Consider the following 19059-nt stretch of genomic DNA (forward strand, 5'->3'; position numbering starts at 1 on the left):
CTACATGCCTGCCATGGTGGCCTTGCACAGGACAGCATGGGGCGCCGTGTTCCGCCAGCGCCTGGCTACGGCGGGAAAGCCGCCCATGCTCATCATCGGCGCCATGATGCGCAAGCTCATCCATGTGTCCTTTGGCGTGCTTAAGTCACGCAAGGCCTTTGATCCAACGTTACATGGAGCTTGACGGGCATAACAGTATCTACGAACTACGAACGCTGTTCAGGATTGATAGCTAGTCCGATGCCGTGAAAGCGTTCAGCACTGGGTGCTGGCAAGCTCAGGAACAAAGGCGTTCGATGCAGACTGCCTTGGTGCGTCGTCTTAACGGTCTGGCTGCAGGTAGCCATCGACCACCCGCACCCGGTCGCCCTGATGCCAGGCTGGCTGGTTGTTGTACGGGAAGTTGCGCACCTGGCCGTTTTCCATGCGCACCCTGACCTGGTAGCTCGTCGCGGTGCGGGTGCGCTTCTCGACTTCATTGCCGGCATAGCCGCCGCCGACCGCGCCGGCAATGGTGGCCAGGGTCTTGCCGCTGCCGCCGCCGATCTGGTTGCCCAGGAGGCCGCCCACCACTGCGCCGCCCACCACGCCGACGCCGCTGGGATCGGCCTGCGATTGCACCGCATGCACCGATTCCACCCGGCCGCAATTGCTGCAGGCACGGGCCGGCTGGGCAACGCGCACCATGTCCTGCGAATAATCCGGTGCGCGATGGCCGCTCTGCGATGCGGACAGGGAAGCGGCCTGTTGCTGGCGAGGCGCCGGCGCCTGGTCGTCTCCCTTCAGGGCCAGGCGGTCGCTGCTGACGGCCTTGGGCGTTTTTGCCACTGCAGCCGGTTTCGCCGTCGATGACTGGACCGGTTGCGGCTGGGCCGCTTCCGCAGCCGCCTTGTTCTCACTATGGGAATTGGGCAGCAGGCCGGCCATCGCGGCCACGCCGGTCAGGCTGGCAAGCATCACGGAAATGGCCGCGCCGGCGACCAGCGGATGAAGTCGGTTGGGCTTGCTGCCCGGCTTGTTATAGGTATCCATCATCAGCTCCTGTTATTTGCTTTTTATTATCGGCAAACAACTGTTCGATTAACAGACGCAAGGTGTGTCAGGTGTAAGAGGATGTAACGCCCGAGGGCGGAATGAAAACTGGCCAGCCTGCGTTTGCGCGCAGGCGGGCCCAGCAAGGAGGCAAGAAACGAGGCGAAGGGGAGTATCAGTCTTCGCGCCGCAGGTGCGGGAACAGGATCACGTCGCGGATATTCGGCGAATCGGTGATCAGCATCATCAGCCGGTCGATGCCGATGCCGCAGCCGCCGGCGGGCGGCATGCCGTATTCCAGCGCCCGGATATAGTCGGCGTCGTAATACATCGCTTCCTCGTCGCCGGCATTCTTCGCCGCCACCTGGGCCTGGAAGCGTGCCGCCTGGTCTTCCGCGTCATTCAACTCGGAGAAGCCGTTGGCGATTTCGCGGCCGGTGATGAACAGCTCGAAGCGCTCGGTGATGCCCGGCACCGTGTCAGAGGCGCGTGCCAGCGGCGACACTTCGACCGGATAGTCGATGATGTAGGTCGGCTCCCACAGCTGGGCTTCCGCCGTCTCTTCGAACAATGACAGCTGCAGCGCGCCCAGCCCGGAAATCGCATGGGGCTTGACGCCGAACTTCAGCAGCTCCGCCCGCAGGAAGTCGGCATCCTGCAATTGTGCGGCGGTGTAATGCGGCGCGTACTTGTTGATCGCTTCCACGATGGTCATGCGGTGGAAGGGCTTGGACAGGTCGAGCTCGCGGCCCTGGTAGGTCAGCTGCGCGGTGCCATGGGCATCGACGGCGGCCTGGCGGATCACGGCCTCGGTGAAGTCCATCAGCCACTTGTAATCCGTATAGGCGGCGTAGAACTCCATCATCGTGAATTCCGGATTATGGCGCGGCGACACGCCTTCATTGCGGAAATTCCGATTGACTTCGAACACCCGGTCGAAGCCGCCGACCACCAGCCGCTTCAGGTACAGCTCGGGCGCGATGCGCAGGAACATTTCCATGTCCAGCGCATTGTGATGGGTGATGAAGGGCTTGGCCGCCGCGCCGCCGGGAATCGCATGCAGCATCGGCGTCTCGACTTCCATGAAGCCGTTGTCGGCCATGAAGCGTCGGATCGAGGACATCGCCGCGGTGCGCGCCTTGAACGTGCGCCGGGTGTCCTCGCTCATGATCAGGTCGACATAGCGCTGGCGGTACTTGGTTTCCTGGTCGGCCAGGCCGTGGAACTTGTCCGGCAGCGGCCGCAGCGACTTGGTAATGAGGCGCAGCGTGCTGACCTTGACCGACAGCTCGCCGGTCTTGGTCTTGAACAGCGTGCCCTCGGCGCCGAGGATGTCGCCCATGTCGTAATGCTTGAAGGCTTCGTGCGCTTCCTCGCCGGTCAGCTCGTTGCTGATATAGAGCTGGATGCGGCCATCGGCGCGCGGGCCGGAGGCGTCCTGGATGGTGGCGAACGATGCCTTGCCCATCACCCGCTTCAGCATCATGCGGCCGGCCACGACCACCGTGACCGGCTGGCTTTCCAGCAGCTCGCGGTCGACATTGCCGTATTCGGCCTGCAGCGCGGCGGCCTGGTGCTGCGGACGGAAATCATTGGGGAAGGCCGGGCCCTGCTCGCGCAGCGCCGCCAGCTTGCCGCGCCGCTCGGCGATGATGGAGTTCTCGTCCTTTTCTTCCGTCAGCGCGGTGTATTTGTCAGTCATCATGCTTAAACGCCTTGTTTCAGGGAGGCGGCAATAAAGCCGTCGAGGTCGCCGTCGAGCACCGACTTGGTGTTGCCGGTTTCGAAGCTGGTGCGCAGGTCCTTGATGCGGGACTGGTCCAGCACGTAGGAACGGATCTGGTGGCCCCAGCCCACATCGGTCTTGGAGTCTTCCAGCTTCTGCTGTTCGCTCATGCGCTTGCGCAGTTCCAGCTCATACAGCCGCGACTTCAGCATTTCCCATGCCTCGGCCCGGTTGCGGTGCTGGCTGCGGTCGTTCTGGCACTGCACCACGATGCCGGACGGCGCATGGGTCAGGCGTACTGCGGAGTCGGTCTTGTTGATGTGCTGGCCGCCGGCGCCGGAGGCGCGGTAGGTATCCACCCGCACATCGGCCGGGTTGACGTCGATATCGATCGACTCGTCGACTTCCGGATAGACGAACACGCTGGCAAACGAGGTATGGCGGCCGCCGGCGGAGTCGAACGGCGACTTGCGCACCAGGCGATGCACGCCGGTCTCGGTGCGCAGGAAACCGTAGGCGTACTCGCCTTCGACCTTCAGCGTGGCGGTCTTGATGCCGGCCACTTCGCCTTCGGACTGTTCCAGGATCTCGACCTTGAAGCCCTTGCGCTCGCAATAGCGCAGGTACTGGCGCAGCAGCATCGACGCCCAGTCCTGGGCCTCGGTGCCGCCGGCGCCGGCCTGGATATCGATGAAGCAGTTGTTGGGGTCCATCGGGTTGGCGAACATGCGGCGGAATTCCAGCGTTTCCACCTGCTTCTGCAGGCCGGCCGCGTCGGCCTCGATGGCTTCGAGCGTATCGTCGTCCTGCTCTTCGCGGGCCATGTCGAACAGGTCGCGGGCATCGCGCAGTCCGGCATCGATTTCGGTGAGGGAATGGACCACGCCTTCCAGCGCCTTCTTTTCCTGGCCGAGGGCCAGCGCGCGTTTCTGGTCGTTCCAGACGGTGGGATCTTCGAGTTCCTGGTTGACCTGCTCTAGTTTCTCCGACTTGTTATCGAAGTCAAAGATACCTCCGAAGTTCAGCTTCCCGGGTGGTCAGGTCGGCCAGCAAGGCCGACAGGGAGTTCAGGCGTTCTGCTTCCATGGTGTGTGCGTCTCGTGCGGGGGAAACCGGCGATTATAACTGAAGGGGAAGGCGAGGCTGGGGGCACTCGGTCATTGCCGCGCTTCCCGATTCACGGTGGCTTGATGAACGAATCCGTTTTCACTGTTAACCACTGCTTGTCCATTGCTTGCCTGTCCAGGCAATAAGCAAGCCCCAAATTTCGTCTAATCTTTTCAATGAAAAGCAAGCGCACCTTGCGCCACCGGTGCGCATTTCAAGCAAGGAGGGCATCATGCTCCCAGCCACACAACGACCCCTGAATGCATTTCCCCGCAACACCGGCAATCAAATCAGTCATTGCAACAAGGATGGCGGAAAAGTCCCGTTCCCGGAATCGCTTACGTTCAGAATGCCCGATGGCGCCAGGTTCATCCTGGCAGAGATCAATGCCCACTCCTCATTGAAGGACCTGGCGCAAGCGCTGCATCGTGCAGGGGGAGATGCCACCCGCGCGTTTGCTCCCATCGAGCTTGGACGTTCCTTTAACTTCTCCTTCAACGGCAGGTCCTATCCCGCCAATAGTCTGTTGTCCTCCGTTCACGAGGAAATCAACCTCAATGCCTGCAAGGAGGTGGCATGCGAGCCGACAGACGCAAAACTTGCGGTGGATAGGCTGAGATCAGGCACAGGCCTCGAGTGGCGCGTGCTGAATGAAAATGTTGTGATGCTCGATTCAAATCCATACTGGAACCGGGCGCAGGCAGCAGATTTCGCAAAAGACGTGTTGAGGAAAACACCGCACCTTGGGCGTCTCATTGAATTGGAAATCAAAACGATGGGAATCTATTCCTATGCCACGATGCGGGTGGCAGGCAATCAATCCATCCGCATGATCGCGGAAGGAATCCCGACTGAAATAAGCCTGGCTGCGCCCCTCATTGCACAAGCGGTCCGCAGCGGAGATCCTGCAGGCTTCCAGATGCTGCCGCTGGACGTGCTTTCTCGCCTGGGAATGTTCCTGGCGCCTGAATTCCCTGATATGGATGCCTGCAAGAGCATGCAGGCCGAGATTGAACATGCCAGCAAGGAATACGCTGAAGCGCCTGTCTTCAAAAAAATGGCGCCTGTGCCAGCGAACGGGATAAGGGAATCCATCGCGGCGACGGCCAGCTTGCTGCTGAGAGGGACGGAAGAAAATGCGCAGGTTTCCGATGTGGGTATTTCAAGCGCCGGATTGACGCTTTATTTCAACGATGCGCTCCACGCCGGGCGCTTTATCCGGACGATGAAGCATGCGGGTTACCGCGCCGCTTCCCTTGAATGGTTGCAGCGCGGTGAAAGCAATGGCGGCTGTGCGGCAATAATATGCATCAGGGACTTCAATGAGATAAAGCGCTTCGTCGAAGCGACCTGCGGATTCGCCGGGACTTCCACGAAGGAGTTGTTCGACAGCGCCGCCCAGGAACTGCGGCTTCCGTGTTCTTTCCTTATCGGGGAATTGGAGGCGATAGGCGCGTCGGTTGCGCCGATCAGCCTGGAACAGAAAAAAGCCGCTGCCAGGCGTTTGATGCGGGATTATCTACCCTGCCTGGACCCGAGCGAAGCAGGGAAATTGAAGGATGCCGTCCGGGAAAAATCCGCGCCCGATCAGCATGGAAACACGGGCTCGCTGCAATATCTCAGGGAGAAACGCGGGATCGGCCGTGTGTTTTCGATGAGCGACTATTCGGATGACGTCGCCACCTTCAGGGAAGTGATGGCTGCGATCGACGGATTGACGCCAAAAGCTTCCTGACGGTCAGTCGTGCGTGCTGCGGGGCTTGCCGGTGGCGGCCTCAGGCCGCCTCCGCATGCTCCACCAGCAGTTGCACCCTGGTCCTGCCATTGAACTCGTTCGCATCCAGCCGGAACGCCACATTCACCCGTTCCGGCAAGCCATCCGCATGACCGAACCAGATCGCGTCGTATTGCTGTCCATTCTTTTCCAGCAGCAGCTTCAGGTGCCTTTCCTTCAGCACGCGCTGGCTGACCACCCGGAATTCATCGCAGAACACCGGCGGCGCGAAGCCCTGGCCCCAGACGTGGCCGTCGATCAGTTCGATGAAGGCGGTGGAGAAATAGGCGTCTTCCAGCGGGCCGTCGGTTTCCAGCACCCGCTCCAGCTGCGCCTTCGTCAATGACGCGCGGCCGACTTCCTCGAACGCATGGGTGAAGCCTTCGAGGTTGTCGGCGCGCAGCGTCAGGCCGGCGGCCATCGAGTGGCCGCCAAACTTTTCGATCAGCGTCGGCGCATGCTTGGACACCAGGTCCAGGCCGTCGCGCAGGTGGAAGCCGGCGATGGACCGGCCCGAGCCCTTGATCAGGCCGTCGCCGGCCGGCGCGAAGGTGATGGTGGGACGGTAGAACTTGTCCTTCAGGCGCGAGGCGACGATGCCGATCACGCCCTGGTGCCAGCTGTCGTCGTAGATGCTGATGGTGGTGTTGTCGCGCGGGTCGATATGGTCGAGCGAGGCCAGCGCGGTGTCCTGCATCTGCGCCTCGATCACCCGCCGCTCGCGGTTGATGGTGTCGAGCTGCTGCGCGATTTCCCAGGCGCGGCCGGCATCGTCGGTGGTCAGGCATTCGATGCCGAGCGACATGTCGGCCAGCCGGCCGGCGGCGTTCAGGCGCGGCCCGACCGCAAAGCCCAGGTCGAAGGGGCTGGCGCGGCGCGCTTCCCGGCCGGCCACCCGGAAGAGCGCGGCAATGCCGACATGCATGCGGCCGGCGCGCATGCGCTTCAAGCCCTGCGCCACCAGCACCCGGTTGTTGGCGTCGAGCTTGACCACGTCGGCCACCGTGCCCAGCGCCACCAGGTCCAGCAGCGCGTCCAGCCGTGGCTGGTTCTCGGCCGTGAACACGCCGCGCCGGCGCAGTTCGGCCCGCAGCGCCAGCAGCACATAGAACATCACGCCGACGCCGGCCAGGTTCTTGCTCGGAAAGCCGCACGCCGGCTGGTTCGGGTTCACGATCACCCGCGCCGCCGGCAGGGTGTCGGCCGGCAGGTGGTGGTCGGTCACCACCACCTCGATGCCGCGCCGGTTGGCTTCGGCCACGCCGTCGATGCTGGCGATGCCGTTGTCCACGGTGACGATGATGTCGGGCGACTTTTCCCGTACCGCCAGTTCCACGATTTCAGGCGTCAGGCCATAGCCGTATTCGAAGCGGTTGGGCACGATGTAGTCGATTCTTGCGCCCATCGCCTTCAGGCCGCGCAGCGCAACCGCGCAGGCGGTGGCGCCGTCGCAGTCGTAGTCGGCGACGATGGTCATTTTCTTTTGCGCGGCGATCGCGTCGGCCAGGAATACGGCGGCGGCGTCCACGTGCAGCAGGCCGGACGGCGCGATCAGCGCGGAAAATTCGGAAGACAGCTCGCTGGCATCGACCAGGCCGCGTGCCGCGAACAGCCGCGCCAGCACCGGGTGCACGCCGCTCTGGCGCAGCATCTCCGCGTGGCGGAAGGAATAGGGGCGGGTGGCGATGCGGGTCATGGAACGAGTCGGGCGAGAGAAGGTTGGAGCCAGAATTTTTTCAGGGCCAGGCGGCTGACATCGGTTTCGCGCAGCCGGTTGCCGTCGCTTGTGACGAGCTTGAGTGCGCCAAGCTTGCCCTCGCGCAGCCCGGCCAGCAGCGGCGCGAGCCAGGCTTCATCGATTGCATGGAAGGCTTCCAGCCAGGCGGACCAGTCGCCGGCCAGCGCCGGCGCGCTCAGGTCGTCGATCAGCAGCAGGCCGCGCCCGGGCGCGGCAGCCAGCAGCGCGCCGGCGTCGGCCGGCAGGCTGTTTCCCTTGCCGGCGGCCAGCGCGCTGGGCCAGCCCGATGCCCAGACATGGCTGTAGGACGGCTGCGGCATGGCCTGGCCGGCGTCGCCGCCGCCCCACAGCCAGACGGAATTGACCGGCTTGGCGCCGCGTGCGGCGCGCGCCTCGTTGACCGGGTGGGCATGCCATTCCATCTGCACTTCATTCTGCAATTTGCGCCAGGCGCGTTCCCCCGTGCCCCTGGGCATCCAGATATCGATGTTGCGGCCGCAGGCGGCGTCCATGGTGGCGGTTTTAAGGCCGCGCCAATCGTCCGAACGGAGAAACCAGGTCTGCGCGTCGCCATAGCGCAGTGGCAGGCCGGCTTCCTCGAACAGGGCACAGGCGCTGTCGAACAGCGCATGCGACTCGGCTTCATGCAGCGCCAGCTGGCGGCGGTCGGTCAGCACCAGGTGGTCGCGCGCCACATGCAGATGCGCCGGCTGCAGCATGAACCATTCACCGGCTTCGGGCGCCAGGCCGGCCGCCGCCATCGCGGCCGGCGCCACCGGCGGACTGCCGCTTTCGTCCGTGCCGGCCTGCAGCCCGAAACGGCGCGCCAGCCAGGCTTCATGCGGCAGCGCATGGGAAAAGTCTTCGCTGGTCTGCAGCGCGCCGGGCATGCCGCGCGCGGCCAGCAGGGCAAACGCAGGCAGGCGCAGGGCGCGCAGCAGGTCGGCGGCAAGTTCCGGAGAGGGGAAACTGAAGGGAAGCAGGATATCGAGTTGCGGCATGCCGGGATTGTAAGGGCAAAGCGGAAAGGGGATTGCGCCGGATCGGCGCCAGGCTGGCAAACCATTGTCATCCTGTCATTTTTTTGCGCAATGTCCTGAAATGAAACCCGGACTATGGCAAACTGCGGGCGGCATCGCGAGGCGCTCGCCGCTGGCCGCATTCCGCGGCCATGCCCCGTCGCCAGCCGCCCGTCTGCCTTTCGCCTTCAGGAGTTTTCATTTGAGTCTCAAGAACTTGCCATTCGAATGGCTGGTCGGCCTGCGCTATACCCGCGCCGGCAAGCGCAGCGCGCGCAACAGTTTCATTTCCTTCATTTCGATGATCTCGATGGCCGGCATCGCGCTGGGCGTGGCCGCGCTGATCGTGGTGCTGTCAGTGATGAACGGCTTCCAGAAAGAAGTGCGCGACCGCATGCTGTCGGTGCTGGCCCATATCGAGGTGTTCGATCCCGCCGGCGCCTTGCCGGACTGGCAGCAGACCGCGAAGGAAGCCTTCATGGACCGCGAGGTCAAGGGCGCCGCGCCCTATGTCGCCGGACAGGCGATGATGACCCGCGACGACACCGTGCGCGGCGTGGTGGTGCGCGGCGTGCTGCCGCAGGAAGAGCCCAAGGTGTCGGATGTGGCGGCGCAGGTGAAGCAGGGCAGCTTCAATGACCTGCGGCCGGGCGAATTCAATATCGTGCTGGGGCTGGAGCTGGCGCGCAGCATGCAGGCGCGGGTCGGCGACCGGGTCACGCTGATCGCGCCGCAGGGCCAGGTCACGCCGGCCGGCGTGATACCGCGCCTGAAGCAGTTCACCGTGGTCGGCATCTTCGAGGCCGGCCATTTCGAGTTCGATTCCTCGCTGGCCTTCATGCACCTGGAGGACGCGGAAAAGATGTTCCGGCTCTCGGCCCCGTCCGGCCTGCGGCTGCGCATCGCCGACATGCAGCAGGCGCCGCAGGTGGCGCAGGACCTGTCGCGCATCCTCACCGGCGACGTGCTGATCCGCGACTGGTCGCAGCAGAACCGAAACTGGTTCGCTGCGGTGCAGACCGAGAAGCGCATGATGTTCATCATCCTGACCCTGATCATCGCGGTGGCCGCCTTCAACCTGGTATCGACCCTGGTGATGACGGTGACCGACAAGCAGGCCGACATCGCGATCCTGCGCACGCTGGGCTCCTCGCCGGGCTCGATCATGAAGATCTTCATGATCCAGGGCGCGCTGGTGGGGTTGATCGGCACCGCGCTCGGGGTTGGCGGCGGCGTGCTGGTGGCGCTGAACGTGGATGTGATCGTGCCCTTCATCGAGCACCTGCTGGGCGTGCAGTTCCTGCCGCGCGACATCTACCTGATCAGCGCCTTGCCGTCCGACCTGCGCTGGCCGGATGTCTGGACCATCGGCCTGGTGGCGGTGGTGCTGGCCTTCGTGGCGACGCTGTATCCGAGCTGGCGGGCCGCGCGGGTGCGGCCGGCCGAGGCGCTGCGCTATGAATGATCCGGAAATGACAACCATGAATAGCGTAATGAATCAGCAAAAAGCAGAGCAGAAAGCGGCCAGCCAGCCGCCGGCCGGCCAGGCGGTGCTGGCCTGCCAGGGGCTGGGCAAGACCTATACCCAGGGCAAGTATTCCGTGGATGTGCTGTCGGGCATCAGCTTCGAGGTGCATCGCGGCGAGCGGGTGGCCATCGTCGGCGCGTCCGGCTCGGGCAAGTCCACCCTGCTGCACTTGCTGGGCGGGCTGGACGTGCCCAGCACCGGCAAGGTCCAGCTGCAGGGCCGCGACTTCGCCTCGCTCGATGAAAAGACCCGCGGCCGGCTGCGCAATGAATCGCTGGGCTTCGTCTACCAGTTCCATCACCTGCTGCCCGAGTTTTCCGCGCTCGACAATGTGGCCATGCCGCTGCTGATACGGCGCATGCCGCGCAGCCAGGCGCATGAGATCGCCGCCGCGATCCTGGCCCGCGTCGGCCTGGAGAAGCGGGTTACCCATGTGCCGGGCGAGCTGTCCGGCGGCGAGCGCCAGCGGGTGGCGCTGGCGCGGGCGCTGGTGACGCAGCCGGCCTGCGTGCTGGCCGACGAGCCCACCGGCAACCTCGACCGCCAGACCGCGCAGAAGACCTTCGACCTGATGCTGGAGCTGTCGCGCACGCTTGGCACTTCCTTCGTGATCGTGACGCATGACATCGAGCTGGCCCGCCATTGCGACCGGGTGCTGCGGCTTTCCGACAATGGCCTGGAACCCTACGTGGACTGAGGACAAGCCCGATGTGGATAGACACCCACTGCCACCTTGACGCCGGCGAGTTCGGCGGCGCCTCCGACGCCATTGCGCGGCAGGCGGGGGAGCAGGGTGTCGGCCAGATCGTGATCCCGGCGGTGGACCGGCATAACTTCGGCCTGGTGCGCGACCTTTCGGCCCGCCAGCCGAATTGCCGCTATGCGCTGGGCATCCATCCGATCTGCGTGCCGGGCGCCGGCGACGAAGACCTCGACCTGTTGCGCCAGACCGTGATGGACGCGATGGACGATCCGAAGCTGGTGGCCATCGGCGAGATCGGCCTGGACTTCTTCCTGCCGAATCTGTGCGAGCCGGCGATGCGGCAGAAGCAGGAATATTTTTACCAGGAGCAGCTGAAGCTGGCGCGCGACGTCGGCCTGCCGGTGCTGCTGCATGTGCGCCGCTCGCAGGACATCATCCTGAAATACCTGCGCCGCATCAGCCTGCCGGGCGGCATCGCCCATGCCTTCAACGGCAGCTTCCAGCAGGCCGAGACCTTCATCGCACTGGGCTTCAGGCTCGGCTTCGGCGGCGCGATGACCTTCCCGCGCGCGCTGCAGATACGCCGGCTGGCCTCCACCGTGCCGGCCTCGGCGCTGGTGCTGGAAACCGATGCGCCGGACATTTCCCCGGTTTGGCTGCATCCGCAGCGCAACACCCCTGAACAACTGCCGCGCATCGGCGCGGCGCTGGCCGAGCTGCGAAGCATGCCGGTCGACGAGATCGCCTCCATCACCACCGCGAACGCGCATGCCGCGCTGCCGCGGCTGCAGCTTCCCGCCTGAGCGCCGTGCGCAGCCTGCTGCTCGGATTCGCAGCCGGCGTCGGCTTGCTGCAGACCCGGGCCGCGCTGCCCGGCGCCGTACAGGCTGCGCTGCTGCTCATCGCGCTGATGCTGGCGGCCGTGGTGGCCTGCCGCATGCAGCGCGCATCGACGCGCGTGCTGGCCCGCATCGCAAGCGGCGCCATCACCGGTTTTCTGTGGGCCGCGCTGCTGGCCACGCACTACCTTGCCGAGGAACTGCCCGTTGCGGTGGAAGGACAGGAACTGACGCTGACCGGCGTAGTCGCCAACCTGCCGTATCGCTTCGAGCGCGGCCTGCGCTTTCATTTCGCGGTGGAGCAGGCAACAGGGCCGGATGGCAGTGCGCTGACGCTGCCGTCGCGGGTCGCGCTGTCCTGGTATGACGATCCGCGCGCGCAACTGTCGCCGCCGGCCCTGCATCCGGGAGAACGCTGGCGGCTGTCGGTAAAACTGAAGCGGCCGCATGGCAATGCGAACCCGGGCGGCTTCGATTACGAAGCCTGGCTGCTGGAACAGGGCCTGCGCGCCACCGGCAGCGTGCGCGGACTGGGCCCTGACAGCGGCAATCGCAGGCTAGCTGCCTTCGTGTTCAGCCCCACGGCCATGGTCGAAGGTTGCCGCGGCTGGCTGCGCGAGCGCATGGCGGCGGCGCTGGCAGGGCAGCGCTATGCCGGCGTGATCATTGCGCTGGTCATTGGCGACCAGCGTGACATCGGCCAGGACGACTGGAAGGTTTTTACCCGCACCGGCATCGGCCACCTGGTGTCGATCTCGGGCCTGCATATCACCATGGTCGCCGGCCTGTTTGCCGCCCTGGTGCAGGCGCTGTGGCGACGTTCCTTCTACACCCGCGCCCAGTTGCCGCTCCTGCTGCCGGCGCAGAAGGCTGCCGCGCTGGCCGGCACGGCGGCGGCGCTGGTCTATGTGCTGCTGGCAGGCTTCGGCGTGCCGGCCCAGCGCACGCTCTACATGATTGCCGTGCTCGCCATCGCGCTGTGGACCGGGCGCATTGCCAGCGTGTCGCATGTGCTGTGCACTGCGCTGGCGGTGGTGCTGCTGCTGGACCCGTGGGCGGTGCTGTGGCCCGGTTTCTGGCTATCGTTCAGCGCGGTGGCGGTGATCCTGTATGTCTCGGTCGGACGGGCGCGCCCGGTGCTCCAGGATGGCACGGCATCGCGCATGCAGACGCTATGCGACGCGGCACGCACCCAGTATGCGGTGACGGTGGGGCTGGTGCCATTGACGCTGCTGCTGTTCGGCCAGATCTCGCTGGTCAGCCCGCTGGCCAATGCGGTGGCGATTCCGCTGGTGAGCTTCGCGGTCACGCCGCTGGCGCTGGCCGGAAGCGTCGCGCCGGCGCCGCTGTCGGCATGGCTGCTGCTGGCGGCGCACTGGCTGGTGGCGCAGCTGGCGCTGCTGCTGGAATGGCTGAGCGGCTTTGCTCTGGCAGTGTGGGCCGCGCCGATACCGGCTTGGTGGATGTTTGCGCTGGGCCTGACGGGCATGCTGTGGCTGCTCGCGCCACGCGGCTGGCCGGCGCGCTGGCTGGGCCTGCTGCTGTGGCTGCCGCTGCTGCTGAATGCGCCCGATGCGCCAGAGCATGGATTTCGCGTGACGGCCTTCGATGTCGGGCAGGGCAATGCGCTGCTGGTGGAAACCGCAAGCCATCGACTGCTGTACGACACCGGGCCGGCCTATACGCCGGATTCGGATGGCGGCAGCCGCGTGATCCTGCCTTATCTGCGCTATCGCGGCATCAGCCGGCTGGATGCGATGCTGGTCTCCCACAGCGACATCGACCATGCCGGCGGCGCGTTGTCGGTGCTGGACGAGATCGACGTCGGCTGGGTCGGCTCCTCGCTCGAACCGGACCACGAGATCATCAACCAGGCCAGCCGCCACAGCCGCTGCCTGGCCGGGCAGAACTGGACCTGGGACGGCGTGCGTTTCGAGATGCTGCATCCGACGCCATCCATCTATGACATCCCCGGCCAGAAGCCCAATGGCCGCAGCTGCACGATCAGGGTCAGCGCCGGCGGCGTGTCGATGCTGCTGGCCGGCGATATCGAGGCGCCGCAGGAATCCCAACTGCTGTCGGGCATGCCGCAGCGCTTGCCATCGACGGTGCTGCTGGCGCCGCATCATGGCAGCGGCACCTCGTCGACGCCGGATTTCCTGGATGCGGTGGCGCCGCAGATCGCGGTATTCCAGGTCGGGTACCGCAATCGGTACCGGCATCCGAAAGCGGAGGTGGAGCAGCGCTATGCGCTGCGGCAGATCAGGGGCCTGCGCTCGGACAGGGATGGCGCGATCAGCCTGGACTTCGCCCAGTCGCCGTCCGAACCGGGGACTGCAGCGGTAAGCGTCGATACCTTCCGAACAAGGCACCGACGCTACTGGCATGGGGATTGAAGGGCACAGTCCGGCAATCGACAAGGCTGTGTGCCGGCATTGTATTCTTCGACCATGCCATGGCGGCGGCGTGGCCTTGCCCGGAGCCCCGGCATTGGCCTGGCCTGGCCTGGCCTGCGGCAAGGCAGTCGCCGCAGTCCGATACCGCAGAGGAGAAAAACAATGACAATGCGCACCGCCTGCCTGACCATCTTCGCCATGCTGGCCTTCGCCGCCAATTCCCTGCTGTGCCGGCTGGCATTGAAGGACGGGCATATCGATGCCGCCAGCTTCACCGCCTTGCGCATCGGTTCGGGTGCGCTGGTGCTGGCGCTGATCATCCGGGCTCGCGGCGCGCGGCCGCTTGCCGCCGGCAACTGGCGATCCGCCTGGGCGCTGTTCGTCTATGCAGCCGGCTTTTCCACTGCCTACCTCGGGCTGTCCGCCGCGACGGGCGCCCTGGTGCTGTTCGGCGCGGTGCAGGCAACCATGATTGGCTACGGCCTGTATGCCGGCGAAAGAATGACGGCGCGGCAGGCGGCTGGAGTGGCGATCGCGGCTGCCGGCCTGGCAGCCCTGCTCCTTCCCGGGCTCGCGGCGCCGTCCTTGCCGCATGCGCTGTTGATGGCCGCCGCCGGCATCGCCTGGGGCGTGTATTCCCTGCGGGCCAAAGGCGCCGGCGATCCGGCGAATGCCACCGCCGGCAATTTTCTGCGGGCTGCGCCGATGGCGCTGGCGCTCGGGCTGGCCTGGCTGCCGTGGTCGCGCATCGAGGGCGCCGGCATTGTCTATGCGCTCGCTTCGGGCGCGCTGGCCTCGGGCCTCGGCTATGTGATCTGGTACCAGGCCTTGCGCGGCCTGAATGCGACGACGGCGGCCAGCGTGCAGTTGTGCGTGCCGGTGCTGGCGACGCTGGGCGGCGTGCTGTTGTTGTCGGAACCGCTTTCCTGGCGCCTGCTGTATTCGGCCGTGGCGATTCTGGGCGGCCTGGCGCTGGTGATACTCGGAAAGGCCAGGCCGCGCCAGGGATGAGGGTTGACACGGTTTTCCCGAATGGCGCTGCCTGCGCTCACGGCATGCGGGACCTGCATGCTCCAGTCCCAAACCGCCGCGGGCCTGGTTGGGTTAAACAATAAATGTATGTTCCATGGATACCGGCATCCAATCCGACCACGAAAGAAATGTCGCGAATATGTGCGATTAAAGAATTAACGCGACGAGGATTTTTGCGATGAAATCCAATGATCTCCAGGAGCATGCGATGAAGCGTAGCCAGAACCGGGACGGACAGGCCAGCGCAGGCGACCCGGAGCCCAGGACGGATGCCGGACTTTCCGACGATGTGCTTGACATGGTCACTGGCGGCGGGATCGGCAGCGCCAACTCGATGCAAGACAAAAGCAATGCCTTAACAACCAACGTCGAACCCAAACCGATCAACGATTTGGTCGGAAGAGTCGTGAATAAAAATTTCGCCTGATATCGCTTTCCGCCACCGCGCAAAGGCGTCGCCTGGCATTCCCGTAGAATGCCCACTCCGATATCAACGCCTTGCCGCCGCAGTCCATGACCCAGCAGCTGATCCAGTTCGTCCACGCCAACAGTTTTCCAGCAGATACCTACCGTGTTTTCTTCAGCCACCTGAAGGCGCATTACACGATTTCCGCCCTGCCACTGCATGCCCACAATCCCGACTATCCGATCGAGAACGGCTGGGCGGCGCTGGTGCAGGAACTGGTCGATGCGCTTGATCCGCGCCATCCGGCCATTCTGGTCGGGCATTCAATGGGCGGCATGCTGAGCCTGATGGCGGCGCGCGCCCGGCCCGATCTTGTGCGGGCGGTGGTGCTGCTGGATGCGCCGGTCGTGGCCGGCTGGCGCGCCGTGCTGCTGCGCATCGCCAAGGCGGTCGGCCTGGACCGCAAGCTGTCGCCGGCGCGGTTTTCCGAAAAGCGCCGCAACCGGTTTCCTGACCGCGAAGCGGCCTACCAGCATTACGCCGCCAAGCCGCTGTTCGCCGCCTGGCCGCCTGCCGTGCTGCGCGACTACGTCGAACACGGGACCGTGGAGGCTGACGATGGCCTGACGCTGCGCTTCACCCGCGAGGCGGAAACCGCGGTCTACCGCAGCCTGCCGCATCACCTCGGTTCGCTGCTCAAGGGCAATTTCCCGGTGCCGGTGGGCTTCATCGGCGGCGCCGAGTCGGTGGAGTGCCGCCAGGCCGGGCTGCGCGCCACCCGGCGTTTGGTCGGCCGGCATTTCCGCAGGATACCGGGTGGGCATCTTTTCCCGATGGAACATCCGGCCGCCGCCGCCGGGGCGGTACACCAGATGGTGCAGGCGCTGCTGCACGCCTGAATTGCGTGCTTGCAACATCCCGCCTTTAGCGGAATCAATGACCCTGCCTGCGACGGCTGGAACCAAAAGGGTTTGCGGTATAATTTCCATTTCCCGCACGTGCCGTTCGGCACCATCTGTAATGACCAAGTTTGTATTCGTCACTGGCGGCGTCGTGTCTTCCCTGGGCAAGGGAATCGCCGCCGCCTCCCTGGCTGCGATCCTCGAATCCCGCGGCCTCAAAGTCACCCTCCTGAAGCTGGATCCGTACATCAACGTCGATCCCGGCACCATGAGCCCGTTCCAGCACGGCGAAGTGTTCGTCACCGATGACGGCGCCGAGACCGACCTCGACCTCGGCCACTACGAGCGCTTCATCACGCCGAAGATGAAGAAGGTGAACAATTTCACCACCGGCCAGATCTACGAGTCGGTCATCCGCAAGGAACGCCGCGGCGAATACCTCGGCAAGACGGTGCAGGTGATTCCGCACATCACCAACGAAATCCAGGAATACATCCACCGCGGCGCCGAGGGCCATGACGTGGCCATCGTCGAGATCGGCGGCACGGTCGGCGACATCGAGTCGCTGCCATTCCTGGAAGCGGCACGCCAGCTGGCGCTGCGTGCCGGCCGCAATTCCACCGCCTTCGTCCACCTGACGCTGGTGCCATACCTTGCTTCGGCCGGCGAGCTGAAAACCAAGCCGACCCAGCACAGCGTGCAGAAGCTGCGCGAGATCGGCATTTCGCCGGACGCTCTGCTGTGCCGCGCCGACCGCCGCATTCCGGACGACGAGCGCGCCAAGATATCCCTGTTCTCCAACGTGCAGGAAGCCGGCGTGATCTCGGTGTGGGATGCCGACACCATCTACAAGATTCCGCAGATGCTGCACGACCAGGGCCTGGACGCCATCGTCTGCGAATGCCTGGCGCTGTCGCCCAAGCCGGCCGACCTGTCGATGTGGACCCGCCTGGTGCATGCGCTGGAAAACCCGAAGGCCGATGTCACCATCGGCATGGTCGGCAAGTATGTCGACCTGACCGAGTCGTACAAATCGCTGACCGAGGCGCTGCGCCATGCCGGCATCCATACCGAGAGCCGTGTCAACATCGAATACGTGGACTCGGAAGAGATCGAGCAGCATGGCACCGGCCAGCTGCAGAAGTTCGATGCCATCCTGGTGCCAGGCGGCTTCGGCAAGCGCGGCGTGGAAGGCAAGATCGCCGCCGCCCGCTTCGCCCGCGAAAACAAGATCCCGTATCTGGGCATCTGCCTGGGCATGCAGGTCGCGCTGATCGAATATGCGCGCAACAAGGCTGGCCTGGTGCATGCCAATTCGACCGAGTTCGACGACGGCACCGAGCATCCGGTGGTGGCGCTAATCAATGAATGGCAGAACCACGATGGCAAGGTCGAGAAGCGCGACGTCAATTCCGATCTTGGAGGCACCATGCGCCTGGGCGCGCAGACCTGCGAAGTCAAGCCGGGCACGCTGGCCGCCGAAATCTATGGCGCCGTGGTCACCGAGCGCCATCGCCATCGCTATGAGGCCAACAACCATTACCTGGGCCGGGTGGAAGAAGCCGGCCTGATCGTGGCGGCGCGCACGCCGACCGAGTCGCTGTGCGAGATCATGGAACTGCCGCGCAGCGGCGAGAATGCCCACCCGTGGTACATGGGCGTGCAATATCACCCCGAGTTCAAGTCCACGCCGCGCGACGGCCATCCGCTGTTCATTTCGTTCATCAAGGCTGCGCTGGCGCACAAGCAGGCAGTGTCCGAAAGGAAAGCGGCATGAAGCTGTGCGGATTCGATGTTGGCCTGGAGCAGCCGTTCTTCCTGATCGCCGGCCCCTGCGTGATCGAGTCGCGCCAGATGGCGCATGACACTGCCGGCCAGCTGAAGGAAATCACGGCCGCGCTGGGCATCCCCTTCATCTACAAGTCATCCTTCGACAAGGCCAACCGCTCTTCGGGCACTTCCTTCCGCGGGTTGGGCATGGAGCAGGGCCTGGACATCCTGGCGGACGTGAAGAAGACGCTGGGCGTGCCGGTGCTGACCGACATCCACGCGATCGAGGAAATCGCGCCCGTGGCCGCGGTGGTCGACGTGCTGCAGACGCCGGCCTTCCTGTGCCGCCAGACCGACTTCATCCAGGCCTGCGGCCGTTCCGGCAAGCCGGTCAACATCAAGAAGGGCCAGTTCCTGGCGCCGCACGACATGAAGAACGTCATCGACAAGGCGCGCGACGCGGCCCGCGAAGCCGGCCTGGATGAAGACAACTTCATGGCCTGCGAGCGCGGCGTTTCCTTCGGCTACAACAACCTGGTGTCGGACATGCGCTCGCTGGCGATCATGCGAGAGACCAACTGCCCGGTGGTGTTCGACGCCACCCATTCGGTGCAGCTGCCAGGCGGGCAGGGCACGTCCTCCGGCGGCCAGCGCGAATTCGTGCCGGTGCTGGCGCGCGCCGCGGTGGCGGTCGGCATTGCCGGCCTGTTCATGGAAACCCATCCGAATCCGGCCGAAGCCAAGTCCGACGGCCCCAACGCGGTGCCGCTGGGACGCATGAAGGAATTGCTGGCGACCCTGCAGGACCTGGACCGCGTGGTCAAGCGCGCCGGTTTCCTGGAAAACGGCTTCGCCTAAGGCGGCAGGCAGGCAAAGAACAACGGGCCCGGCACGGCGGCCCGCACCCTTTTCGTACACATTGGAGAGACTTGAATGAGCGCTATTGTTGACATTATCGGCCGCGAAGTAATCGATTCCCGCGGCAATCCGACCGTTGAATGCGACGTGCTGCTGGAGTCCGGCGTGATGGGCCGTGCCGCCGTGCCGTCGGGCGCATCGACCGGCTCGCGGGAAGCGATCGAGCTGC

At 64.9% G+C, this 19059-nt stretch carries 15 protein-coding genes and 2 pseudogenes; 12 read left to right on the forward strand and 5 right to left on the reverse strand.

Features of this window, described 5'->3' with window-relative positions; all coding sequences use genetic code 11:
- Positions 1-184 (forward strand): annotated as a pseudogene (locus IGW04_RS23715) (IS110 family transposase); the annotation flags it as partial.
- A 137-nt stretch (positions 185-321) separates the two neighbouring features.
- On the opposite strand, the gene IGW04_RS23720 reads toward IGW04_RS23715, so the two are convergent.
- The 3 genes from IGW04_RS23720 to prfB form a co-directional block, all read right to left on the reverse strand.
- Entirely contained in the window at positions 322-1032 is a 711-nt protein-coding gene (locus IGW04_RS23720; RefSeq protein WP_194715588.1) for a glycine zipper 2TM domain-containing protein, read from the reverse strand.
- Positions 1033-1207: 175 nt separating this feature from the next.
- Positions 1208-2737: a lysine--tRNA ligase gene (gene lysS, locus IGW04_RS23725; protein ID WP_194715574.1), complete on the reverse strand. Its 1530-nt coding sequence runs from the start codon at positions 2735-2737 to the stop codon at positions 1208-1210.
- Positions 2738-2739: 2 nt separating this feature from the next.
- Positions 2740-3844 (reverse strand): peptide chain release factor 2 gene (prfB, locus tag IGW04_RS23730; protein ID WP_194715575.1). Its coding sequence is split into 2 segments (ribosomal slippage): positions 2740-3762 and positions 3764-3844, totalling 1104 coding nucleotides; the frame shifts between segments, so codons are not numbered across the junction.
- A 253-nt stretch (positions 3845-4097) separates the two neighbouring features.
- Here prfB and IGW04_RS23735 point away from each other — a divergent pair.
- Positions 4098-5600 carry a hypothetical protein gene (locus IGW04_RS23735; protein ID WP_194715576.1) on the forward strand — a complete coding sequence of 501 codons (1503 nt, stop codon included), beginning with the start codon at positions 4098-4100 and terminating at the stop codon, positions 5598-5600.
- 40 nt (positions 5601-5640) lie between these two features.
- On the opposite strand, the gene recJ is transcribed toward IGW04_RS23735, so the two are convergent.
- Together recJ and IGW04_RS23745 are read right to left on the reverse strand one after the other, a co-directional pair.
- Positions 5641-7335: a single-stranded-DNA-specific exonuclease RecJ gene (gene recJ, locus IGW04_RS23740; protein ID WP_194715577.1), complete on the reverse strand. Its 1695-nt coding sequence runs from the start codon at positions 7333-7335 to the stop codon at positions 5641-5643.
- The gene (locus IGW04_RS23745) at positions 7332-8378 is read right to left on the reverse strand and encodes a hypothetical protein (protein ID WP_194715578.1); all 1047 of its coding nucleotides are present in this window, start codon (positions 8376-8378) and stop codon (positions 7332-7334) included. The genes recJ and IGW04_RS23745 overlap by 4 nt, the downstream gene beginning before the upstream one ends.
- A 220-nt stretch (positions 8379-8598) precedes the next feature.
- On the opposite strand from IGW04_RS23745, the gene IGW04_RS23750 reads away from it, so the two are divergent.
- The 10 genes and pseudogenes from IGW04_RS23750 to eno form a co-directional block, all read left to right on the forward strand.
- A complete protein-coding gene (locus IGW04_RS23750) occupies positions 8599-9861 on the forward strand; it encodes a lipoprotein-releasing ABC transporter permease subunit (RefSeq protein ID WP_194715579.1) in 1263 nt (420 codons plus the stop codon).
- A 28-nt stretch (positions 9862-9889) separates the two neighbouring features.
- Positions 9890-10621, forward strand: coding sequence for a lipoprotein-releasing ABC transporter ATP-binding protein LolD (gene lolD, locus IGW04_RS23755; RefSeq protein WP_194715580.1), 732 nt, complete (start codon positions 9890-9892; stop codon positions 10619-10621).
- Positions 10622-10632: 11 nt separating this feature from the next.
- The gene (locus tag IGW04_RS23760) at positions 10633-11430 is read left to right on the forward strand and encodes a TatD family hydrolase (protein WP_194715581.1); all 798 of its coding nucleotides are present in this window, start codon (positions 10633-10635) and stop codon (positions 11428-11430) included.
- Between the two features lie 5 nt (positions 11431-11435).
- Entirely contained in the window at positions 11436-13862 is a 2427-nt protein-coding gene (locus IGW04_RS23765; protein ID WP_194715582.1) for a DNA internalization-related competence protein ComEC/Rec2, read from the forward strand.
- A 162-nt stretch (positions 13863-14024) separates the two neighbouring features.
- The gene (locus IGW04_RS23770) at positions 14025-14873 is read left to right on the forward strand and encodes a DMT family transporter (RefSeq protein WP_194715583.1); all 849 of its coding nucleotides are present in this window, start codon (positions 14025-14027) and stop codon (positions 14871-14873) included.
- A gap of 199 nt (positions 14874-15072) precedes the next feature.
- Positions 15073-15321, forward strand: a complete 249-nt coding sequence (locus tag IGW04_RS23775) for a hypothetical protein (protein ID WP_194715584.1) — start codon at positions 15073-15075, stop codon at positions 15319-15321.
- Positions 15322-15407: 86 nt separating this feature from the next.
- Complete coding sequence (locus tag IGW04_RS23780) at positions 15408-16199, forward strand: alpha/beta fold hydrolase (RefSeq protein ID WP_194715585.1); 792 nt, start codon at positions 15408-15410, stop codon at positions 16197-16199.
- A gap of 121 nt (positions 16200-16320) precedes the next feature.
- Entirely contained in the window at positions 16321-17979 is a 1659-nt protein-coding gene (locus IGW04_RS23785) for a CTP synthase (protein WP_194715586.1), read from the forward strand.
- Complete coding sequence (kdsA, locus tag IGW04_RS23790) at positions 17976-18830, forward strand: 3-deoxy-8-phosphooctulonate synthase (RefSeq protein WP_194715587.1); 855 nt, start codon at positions 17976-17978, stop codon at positions 18828-18830. Before IGW04_RS23785 ends, kdsA begins: the two co-directional genes overlap by 4 nt.
- 75 nt (positions 18831-18905) lie before the next feature.
- Positions 18906-19059 (forward strand): annotated as a pseudogene (eno, locus tag IGW04_RS23795) (phosphopyruvate hydratase); the annotation flags it as partial.

This window comes from Noviherbaspirillum soli (assembly GCF_015352955.1).
Taxonomy (GTDB): domain Bacteria; phylum Pseudomonadota; class Gammaproteobacteria; order Burkholderiales; family Burkholderiaceae_D; genus Noviherbaspirillum_A; species Noviherbaspirillum_A soli.

Coding starts and splice junctions, on each gene's coding strand:
- lolD (WP_194715580.1), top strand. CDS start 9,890: ATGAATCAGCAAAAAGCAGAGCAGAAAGCGGCCAGCCAGCCGCCGGCC.
- IGW04_RS23775 (WP_194715584.1), top strand. CDS start 15,073: ATGAAATCCAATGATCTCCAGGAGCATGCGATGAAGCGTAGCCAGAAC.
- IGW04_RS23745 (WP_194715578.1), bottom strand. CDS start 8,378: ATGCCGCAACTCGATATCCTGCTTCCCTTCAGTTTCCCCTCTCCGGAA.
- IGW04_RS23720 (WP_194715588.1), bottom strand. CDS start 1,032: ATGGATACCTATAACAAGCCGGGCAGCAAGCCCAACCGACTTCATCCG.
- kdsA (WP_194715587.1), top strand. CDS start 17,976: ATGAAGCTGTGCGGATTCGATGTTGGCCTGGAGCAGCCGTTCTTCCTG.
- IGW04_RS23770 (WP_194715583.1), top strand. CDS start 14,025: ATGACAATGCGCACCGCCTGCCTGACCATCTTCGCCATGCTGGCCTTC.
- IGW04_RS23785 (WP_194715586.1), top strand. CDS start 16,321: ATGACCAAGTTTGTATTCGTCACTGGCGGCGTCGTGTCTTCCCTGGGC.
- recJ (WP_194715577.1), bottom strand. CDS start 7,335: ATGACCCGCATCGCCACCCGCCCCTATTCCTTCCGCCACGCGGAGATG.
- IGW04_RS23760 (WP_194715581.1), top strand. CDS start 10,633: ATGTGGATAGACACCCACTGCCACCTTGACGCCGGCGAGTTCGGCGGC.
- lysS (WP_194715574.1), bottom strand. CDS start 2,737: ATGATGACTGACAAATACACCGCGCTGACGGAAGAAAAGGACGAGAAC.
- IGW04_RS23735 (WP_194715576.1), top strand. CDS start 4,098: ATGCTCCCAGCCACACAACGACCCCTGAATGCATTTCCCCGCAACACC.
- IGW04_RS23780 (WP_194715585.1), top strand. CDS start 15,408: ATGACCCAGCAGCTGATCCAGTTCGTCCACGCCAACAGTTTTCCAGCA.